Source organism: Streptomyces tricolor (assembly GCF_002155905.1).
Taxonomy (GTDB): domain Bacteria; phylum Actinomycetota; class Actinomycetes; order Streptomycetales; family Streptomycetaceae; genus Streptomyces; species Streptomyces tricolor.
The window spans coordinates 1-7,470 of record NZ_MUMF01000150.1 but is presented as its reverse complement, the minus strand read 5'-3'; the positions used below and the strand labels follow the sequence as shown (position 1 = coordinate 7,470).

The 7,470-nt window shown below is 73.7% G+C and carries 7 protein-coding genes; 2 read left to right on the top strand and 5 right to left on the bottom strand.

Translation table 11 applies throughout. The annotated features are described in order from the left end of the window. Window positions 1-99 precede the first annotated feature (99 nt). A complete protein-coding gene (locus CCN44_RS12120) occupies window positions 100-2,763 on the bottom strand; it encodes a DEAD/DEAH box helicase (RefSeq protein ID WP_086697653.1) in 2,664 nt (887 codons plus the stop codon). A gap of 503 nt (window positions 2,764-3,266) precedes the next feature. Here CCN44_RS12120 and CCN44_RS12110 point away from each other — a divergent pair. Continuing rightward, a complete protein-coding gene (locus CCN44_RS12110) occupies window positions 3,267-4,013 on the top strand; it encodes a ferritin-like fold-containing protein (protein ID WP_059252463.1) in 747 nt (248 codons plus the stop codon). Window positions 4,014-4,140: 127 nt separating this feature from the next. Here the strand turns inward: CCN44_RS12110 and CCN44_RS12105 are convergent, their stop codons facing one another. The 4 genes from CCN44_RS12105 to CCN44_RS12090 form a co-directional block, all read right to left on the bottom strand. Beyond that, window positions 4,141-4,410, bottom strand: a complete 270-nt coding sequence (locus CCN44_RS12105; RefSeq protein WP_059252464.1) for a hypothetical protein — start codon at window positions 4,408-4,410, stop codon at window positions 4,141-4,143. Between the two features lie 195 nt (window positions 4,411-4,605). Beyond that, on the bottom strand, window positions 4,606-4,833 hold the full coding sequence (locus tag CCN44_RS12100; RefSeq protein ID WP_055706876.1) for a DUF3107 domain-containing protein: 228 nt from the start codon (window positions 4,831-4,833) through the stop codon (window positions 4,606-4,608). 134 nt (window positions 4,834-4,967) lie between these two features. Further along, complete coding sequence (locus CCN44_RS12095) at window positions 4,968-5,609, bottom strand: TetR/AcrR family transcriptional regulator (protein ID WP_059252465.1); 642 nt, start codon at window positions 5,607-5,609, stop codon at window positions 4,968-4,970. A gap of 204 nt (window positions 5,610-5,813) precedes the next feature. Beyond that, window positions 5,814-6,047, bottom strand: coding sequence for a hypothetical protein (locus tag CCN44_RS12090; RefSeq protein ID WP_059252466.1), 234 nt, complete (start codon window positions 6,045-6,047; stop codon window positions 5,814-5,816). A 199-nt stretch (window positions 6,048-6,246) separates the two neighbouring features. On the opposite strand from CCN44_RS12090, the gene CCN44_RS12085 reads away from it, so the two are divergent. Then, window positions 6,247-7,245, top strand: coding sequence for an alpha/beta fold hydrolase (locus CCN44_RS12085; protein ID WP_059252467.1), 999 nt, complete (start codon window positions 6,247-6,249; stop codon window positions 7,243-7,245). Window positions 7,246-7,470 lie beyond the last annotated feature (225 nt).

The following is a 7,470-nucleotide window of genomic DNA, read 5'->3' as shown; positions in this document are numbered from 1 at the left end:
GGGGTGGGGTGGTGCGGCGGAACGCCGATGGCCGGGTCCACTGTCGTGAACCCGGCCATCGGACCGGTGGAAACGTGGCCACCGCGCGGGCGGCGCCGATCAGGCCTCGGGGGCCTCCACGGCGGCCGTGGCCTTACGGGCCCGGCGCGGCTTGGGCGTCACCTCGGCGCTGTCACCGGCCGCCTCGGCGGCGGACGCCGCGGTCTTGCGGGTCCGGCGCCGCGGCTTGACCTCCGGCTCCTCGGTGGCCTGCGCCGGAATCTCCGGAGCAGCCGCCTCGGCGACGGCCTTACGGGTCCGCCGTGCCTTCGGAGCGGCGACGGCTTCCCCGTCGACGGCGTCCACGGCGGCGGTCGCGGCCTTCCGGGTGCGGCGCGGCTTGGCCTCGGCCTCGGGGGCTTCCGGCGCGGCTGCGGCGGTCTTGCGGGTGCGGCGGGGCTTGGTCTCCGTGCCTTCCGCGGTGTCCACGGCGGCCTCGGCGGCTGCGGCGGTCTTGCGGGTCCGGCGCGGCTTGGCCTCCGTGCCTTCCGCGGTGTCCACGGCGGCCTCGGCGGCTGCGGCGGTCTTGCGGGTGCGGCGCGGCTTGGCCTCGGCCTGGGGCTCCGCTTCGGTCGCTTCCGGTGCGGCAGCCGTGGTCTTGCGGGTGCGGCGCGGCTTGGCTTCCGTGCCTTCCGCGGTGTCCACGGCGGCCTCGGCGGCTGCTGCGGTCTTGCGGGTCCGGCGCGGCTTGGCCTCGGCCTCGGCCTCGGGGGCTTCCGGCGCGGCTGCGGCGGTCTTGCGGGTGCGGCGCGGCTTGGCCTCGGCCTGGGGCTCCGCTTCGGTCGCTTCCGGTGCGGCAGCCGTGGTCTTGCGGGTGCGGCGCGGCTTGGTCTCCGTGCCTTCCGCGGTGTCCACGGCGGCCTCGGCGGCAGCGGCGGTCTTGCGGGTGCGGCGCGGCTTCGCCTCGGCCTCGGCCTCCGCCTCGGCGGCACCGGACGGGGCCGGCTCGGCCGTCTTCCGGGTGCGGCGCCGCGGCTTGGTCTCCGCGGCCGGAGCGGACTCGGGCGCGGGCTCCGCCACCGGGCTCTCCGCGATCACGGAGTCGGTCACGGCCGCGGTCGGCTCGGCCGCCGGGGACTCGGCCGGCGTCGACTCGGCCGCCGGAGCGGGTGCGCCGGCGGACTCGGTCGCCGGCGCTTCCGGCGCGACCGACTTGCGGGTGCGGCGGCGGCGCGGCTTCTCCTGCGTGTCCGGGGTGTCCAGGACGGCGGGGCCCTCCGCCGTGGCCACCGTCTCGACGGCGGCCTCCGCGGGGGTCGTGGGCGCCGCGGCGGCCGTCACCGGCTCCGTCGGCGCTCCGCCGCGGGTACGGCGACGGCGGCGCGGGGTGCGGGTCGCGGCCGGGGTCTCCTCCGCACCGGCGGTCTCGGCGGCCGGCGCGGCCGGGGACGCCGGCGCGGCGTCCACCGGTGCTCCGCCGCGGGTGCGGCGGCGCCGGCGCGGCGTACGGGCCGGGCGCTCCCGCTCGGCCGGGGCCGACTCGGCACGGCCGCCACGGCCACCCCGGTCTCGGCCGCGTGCGCCCCGCCCGCCGGTCTCACCCAGGTCTTCCAGCTCCTCCGCGTCCAGACCGGCACGGGTCCGCTCCGAGCGCGGCAGGATGCCCTTGGTGCCCGCGGGGATGTTGAGGTCGGTGAACAGGTGCGGGGAGCTGGAGTACGTCTCCACCGGGTCGTTGAAGTCCAGCTCCAGCGCCTTGTTGATCAGCTGCCAGCGCGGGATGTCGTCCCAGTCGACGAACGTGATCGCCGTACCCTTGGCGCCCGCGCGGCCCGTACGGCCGATGCGGTGCAGGTAGGTCTTCTCGTCCTCGGGGGACTGGTAGTTGATGACGTGGGTCACGCCCTCGACGTCGATGCCGCGCGCGGCGACGTCGGTGCAGACGAGGACGTCGACCTTGCCGTTGCGGAACGCCCGAAGGGCCTGCTCACGGGCGCCCTGGCCGAGGTCGCCGTGGACCGCGCCGGAGGCGAACCCGCGCCGCTGGAGCTGCTCGGCGATGTCGGCCGCCGTCCGCTTCGTACGGCAGAAGATCATCGCCAGTCCGCGGCCCTCGGCCTGCAGGATGCGGGCGACCATCTCCGGCTTGTCCATGTTGTGCGCGCGGTAGACGAACTGCTTGATGTTCGCGACCGTGGCGCCCTCGTCGTCCGGCGCGGTGGCGCGGATGTGCGTGGGCCGGGACATGTAGCGGCGCGCGAGGCCGATGACCGCGCCCGGCATGGTGGCCGAGAACAGCATGGTCTGGCGCTTGGCCGGCAGCATGTTGATGATCTTCTCGACGTCGGGCAGGAAGCCCAGGTCGAGCATCTCGTCGGCCTCGTCGAGGACCAGGCACTTGACGTGCTTCAGGTTCAGCTTCTTCTGGCCCGCGAGGTCGAGGAGCCGGCCCGGGGTGCCGACGACGACGTCGACGCCCTTCTTCAGGGCCTCCACCTGGGGCTCGTAGGCCCGGCCGCCGTAGATCGCGGCGACGCGCACGTTACGGACCTTGCCGGCCGTCAGCAGGTCGTTGGTGACCTGGGTGCACAGCTCGCGCGTGGGGACGACGACGAGCGCCTGCGGGGCGTCGGTGAGGGCCTCGGGGGCGGCGCGTCCGGCCTCGACGTCGGCGGGGACGGTGACGCGCTCGAGGAGCGGGAGGCCGAAGCCCAGCGTCTTGCCGGTGCCGGTCTTGGCCTGGCCGATGACGTCCGTGCCGGAAAGGGCGACGGGGAGCGTCATCTCCTGAATGGGGAAGGGGGTGATGATGCCGACGGCTTCCAGGGCCTCGGCGGTCTCGGGGAGGATTCCGAGTTCACGAAACGTCGTAGTCAGGGTGCTGCCTCTTCTGTGTGCGCGGTGCGAGGCGAGCGCGGGGGTCATGTCTGACCGTGCCGGGGACGTCGGCTGCCGTACGGACCAACCACTCGGGGCGAGCCGTATGACACGGGACCTCTGCCGACGCTCGAGCGCTCGTACCGCTGAGGGTCCCTCCTGTCGTCGTACGATCACTGCCGTACGGCCTTGGAGGGCTGTCGGGTCGGAGCCGATCGGGCCACCGACCGGGCATCCTCATGCATGCGGCCTGTCGGGACACGTCGAACACCGTCGACGCACTCTGGCAGGCGCATTACCACCATACCCCGGATTCGCGCACATGCGATGGCCGATTTGGTCACGTAGTCGTGGTCACAGTGATCGGCCGGGGACTTGAGAGAGGCGCCAAGCGGGCTATTGTGCGCCTCATGACTAGCTCTGACAAGCCTGAGAACGCGTCCGCCGAACCCGCCGAACCCACCGGTGTCGCCGCCCAGGACTGGGCGCAGGCGTCCGCCGACCCGCAGTACCGCGCCGCGGTCGTGGACCTGCTCGGCGCGCTGGCGTACGGGGAGCTGGCGGCGTTCGAGCGGCTCGCGGAGGACGCCAAGCTGGCGCCGACCCTCGCGGACAAGGCGGAGCTGGCGAAGATGGCCTCGGCCGAGTTCCACCACTTCGAACGGCTGCGGGACCGGCTGACCGAGATCGGCGAGGAGCCCACGGCGGCGATGGACCCGTTCGTGGCCGCGCTCGACGGCTTCCACAAGCAGACCGCGCCGTCGGACTGGCTGGAGGGCCTGGTCAAGGCGTACGTCGGCGACTCGATCGCGAGCGACTTCTACCGCGAGGTCGCGGCCCGGCTCGACTCCGACACCCGCGAGCTGGTGCTGGCCGTGCTCGACGACACCGGGCACGCCGATTTCGCGGTGGAGAAGGTGCGGGCCGCCATCGACGCCGACCCGCGCGTGGGCGGCCGGCTGGCGCTGTGGGCGCGGCGGCTGATGGGCGAGGCGCTGTCGCAGTCCCAGCGGGTGGTCGCGGACCGGGACGCGCTGTCCACGATGCTCGTGGGCGGGGTGGCCGACGGCTTCGACCTCGCCGAGGTCGGGAAGATGTTCTCGCGGATCACGGAGGCGCACACCAAGCGGATGGCCGCGCTCGGCCTCGCGGCGTAGCACTCCGTGGGGGTGGGCGCCGGTCGTCTCGTGGTTGCGGGCGCTTGGTGGTCGCTCGCGCAGTTCCCGCGCCCCTCGCGGCCCGGCCGCGCCGTCGCCGCCCCCCATGCCGCCTTCTGCTCGGGCCTTACGCCGTCGCCGATCGTCGGCGCAGACGGCCGGTCGGGCGCAGCAGCAGGGACAGGGACGCCACCGAGATGGCCGCGGCGCCCAGCAGGCTGAGCAGGGCGGTGCCGGGGCCGAGGGCCGTGTGGGTGACGAAGTCGCCGAAGAGGGCTCCGGCGACGCCCGTGCAGTAGACCAGCGGACGGGCCGGCAGCCGGTGGCCGAGGCCGACTGTCGCCGCCCACGCGAGGAGCAGACCGAGCACGGCGGAGCCGAGTGCTTCGAGAATCATGTCGGGGTCCCTCCCACGGCCGGTCTGGCTCGACGGTCGTAGCCCGTCTTACCCGTGACCTGCGGATTGCAATCCTGCGCTGTGGAGGAGTTGTGATCCGTCCGTGTGTGCGGCCGTACGCACGTCCGGGTGCACCGCACGTACGCGCGAGGGCCCGGCGGCACACGGCCGCCGGGCCCTTCGCGCGACTACGGCTTACAGCGCGCCGAAGCCCACCTTGCGCACGGTCGGCTCACCGATGTCCACGTACGCCAGACGGTCCGTCGGCACCAGGACCTTGCGGCCCTTCTCGTCCTGGAGGCTGAGCAGCCCCGTCTTCCCGGCCAGCGCCTCGGCCACCACGCGTTCGACCTCCTCGACGCTCTGACCGCTCTCCAGAACGATCTCGCGGGGCGCGTGCTGCACGCCGATCTTGACCTCCACGGCTATGTCCCTCCGACGGTCAGTGATGTGCGCGATCATCCGCGCCGTACCCAGCACACATTAGCCCGGTGAGGGGACGTGGACGCGGTGGGCCGGAACGCCACGAGCGAACACCGTCCGGGAACAAACGGCCGTCAGTGGTGTTCGGTGCCGTGCAGCGGGAAACCGGCGATGCCCCGCCAGGCCAGCGAGGTCAGCAGCTGCACCGCCTGATCGCGCGGGACGCTGCGGTCGCTGTGCAGCCAGGAGCGGGCCACCACCTGGGCGAGTCCGCCCAGTCCGGAGGCCAGCAGCATCGACTCCGCGCGCGAGAGGCCGGTGTCCTCGGCGATGACGTCGCAGATGGCCTCGGCGCACTCGTTGGTGACCTTGTCCACGCGCTCGCGCACCGCGGGTTCGTTCGTCAGGTCCGACTCGAAGACCAGCCGGAAGGCCCCGCCGTCGTCCTCCACGTACGCGAAGTAGGCGTCCATGGTGGCCCGCACGCGCTGCTTGTTGTCGGTCGTCGACGCCAGCGCGCTGCGCACGGACTGGATCAGCGACTCGCAGTGCTGGTCCAGCAGGGCGAGGTAGAGGTCCAGCTTGCCGGGGAAGTGCTGGTAGAGCACCGGCTTGCTCACACCGGCCCGCTCGGCGATGTCGTCCATCGCCGCCGCGTGGTAGCCCTGTGCGACGAAAACCTCCTGAGCGGCGCCCAGCAACTGGTTCCGTCGGGCTCGGCGCGGCAGACGGGTGCCACGCGGGCGTGCTGCCTCAGTTTGCTCGATGGCTGTCACGCCGCCTCCCAAAGTCGTCCACATGCGGTGTCGGCCGCGCGGCCATCGTACGTTTCGGTAACCGTGGTGTGCGCGGTGCGGGCGCAGAATTTCACGTACCGGACGACGGCGAAAGCCGTGCGGCCCGCCTGGTGCGGCCGGCCGGGTCCCGTGCGGTCCTGCGAGGTCAGCGGCGGTCGTCCGCGCCGGACCCCGGGTCGGACGTCAGCGGTAGTCGTCCTCGTCGAGCGCGACCACGCGCGCCTGTTCGACCAGATCGGCCACGTTGGCGCGGTCCGGGTCCATGCCCGTCAGGGGGTCGTCGCGGTCCGGCGCGATGTCCGCGTGCTGCTCCGCGGCGTCCACCTCGGGCGCCTCGACGTCCCGTTCCTGCACCGCGTCCGCCTCCAGGTCCTCGATGTCCTCGATCGCGTCGGGCTCGATGGGGTCATAGGCCATGACGGGCTCCCTTCCTACGAACGTCCCTGAAAACAGCAGGGGCCACACGCGGGTGCCCTCTGTACGAGCCTAGGAGACAGCTGATCCGGACGCCATGCCGTCAGGCCCGTTCGCCGCACAGGGTTTCCAGCCCGGTACGGGTTCACGCTGTGACGGCGAACACACGAATCCCGGCGTGATCACCTCGTAACATTGCCGCATGTCTTCGACCGAGTCGCCCTCCGTGCCGGCCGCCAGTGTGCTTCCCAGGGTGGCGCCCGTCCGGGTCGGTGAGGGCGAGCGGCTGCGGTCCGTGGGCCTGCCCGGTGTCACCCTGTCGGTCCGCTCCCGGCGCCCCGCGCGCGAGGGCCTGCCGCCCGCGCTGTACGTCCACGGGCTCGGCGGCTCCTCGCAGAACTGGTCGTCGCTCATGGCCGAGCTGGACGGCGTCGTCGACAGCGAGGCGGTCGACCTGCCGGGCTTCGGCGACTCCCCGCCCCCGGACGACGGCGACTACTCCGTCACCGGGCACGCGCGCGCGGTGATCCGCTATCTCGACGCGGCCGGCCGCGGCCCCGTCCACCTCTTCGGGAACTCGCTCGGCGGCGCGGTCACCACGCGCGTGGCCGCCGTACGCCCCGACCTGGTCCGCACGCTCACGCTCGTCTCGCCCGCCCTGCCCGAGCTGCGGGTGCAGCGCACCGCGGTGCCGACGGGACTGCTCGCCGTCCCCGGCATCGCCGCCCTGTTCACCCGGCTCACCAAGGAGTGGACGGCCGAGCAGCGGGTGCGCGGGGTCATGGCGCTCTGCTACGGCGACCCCGCGCGGGTCTCGCCGGAGGCGTTCCGGCATGCCGTGGAGGAGCTGGAGCGGCGGCTGCGACTGCCGTACTTCTGGGACGCGATGGCCCGCTCCGCGCGCGGGATCGTCAACGCCTACACGCTCGGCGGCCAGCACGGGCTGTGGCGCCAGGCCGAGCGGGTGCTCGCCCCCACCCTGCTGATCTACGGCGGCCGGGACCAGCTCGTCGGCTTCCGGATGGCAGCCAAGGCCGCCCGCGCCTTCCGGGACTCCCGTCTGCTGACCCTGCCGGACGCCGGGCATGTGGCGATGATGGAGTACCCGGACGTGGTGGCCGGCGCCTTCCGGGACCTCCTGGCGCAGGCGGCGAACGGCTCCGGTGAGGGCGCCGGCGCCGTCGTGGACGCGAGGAGCTGAGGGCCAGGGTGGGACGCCACAGCCGCCGCGGACCGGCCCCGAAGAGCGACGCCCCGGACATGACGCCACGGCGGGGGGACCGCAGGGGCGCACGCGCCGCCGATGCCCGGGAGGGCGTGCCGCAGCCGCCGGACGGCACTGCGGCGGACGGCCCGGCCTGGCTGCCGGACGGCACTCCGGCCCAGGGCACACCGAGACTCGCCGACCGCGCCGCGGCGCGGGGTG

What these genes read in the sequence shown, in the direction of transcription:
- CCN44_RS12085 (WP_059252467.1), top strand. Translation starts at nt 6,247, where the DNA reads ATGTCTTCGACCGAGTCGCCCTCCGTGCCGGCCGCCAGTGTGCTTCCC.
- CCN44_RS12090 (WP_059252466.1), bottom strand. Translation starts at nt 6,047, where the DNA reads ATGGCCTATGACCCCATCGAGCCCGACGCGATCGAGGACATCGAGGAC.
- CCN44_RS12105 (WP_059252464.1), bottom strand. Translation starts at nt 4,410, where the DNA reads ATGATTCTCGAAGCACTCGGCTCCGCCGTGCTCGGTCTGCTCCTCGCG.
- CCN44_RS12120 (WP_086697653.1), bottom strand. Translation starts at nt 2,763, where the DNA reads ATGACGCTCCCCGTCGCCCTTTCCGGCACGGACGTCATCGGCCAGGCC.
- CCN44_RS12110 (WP_059252463.1), top strand. Translation starts at nt 3,267, where the DNA reads ATGACTAGCTCTGACAAGCCTGAGAACGCGTCCGCCGAACCCGCCGAA.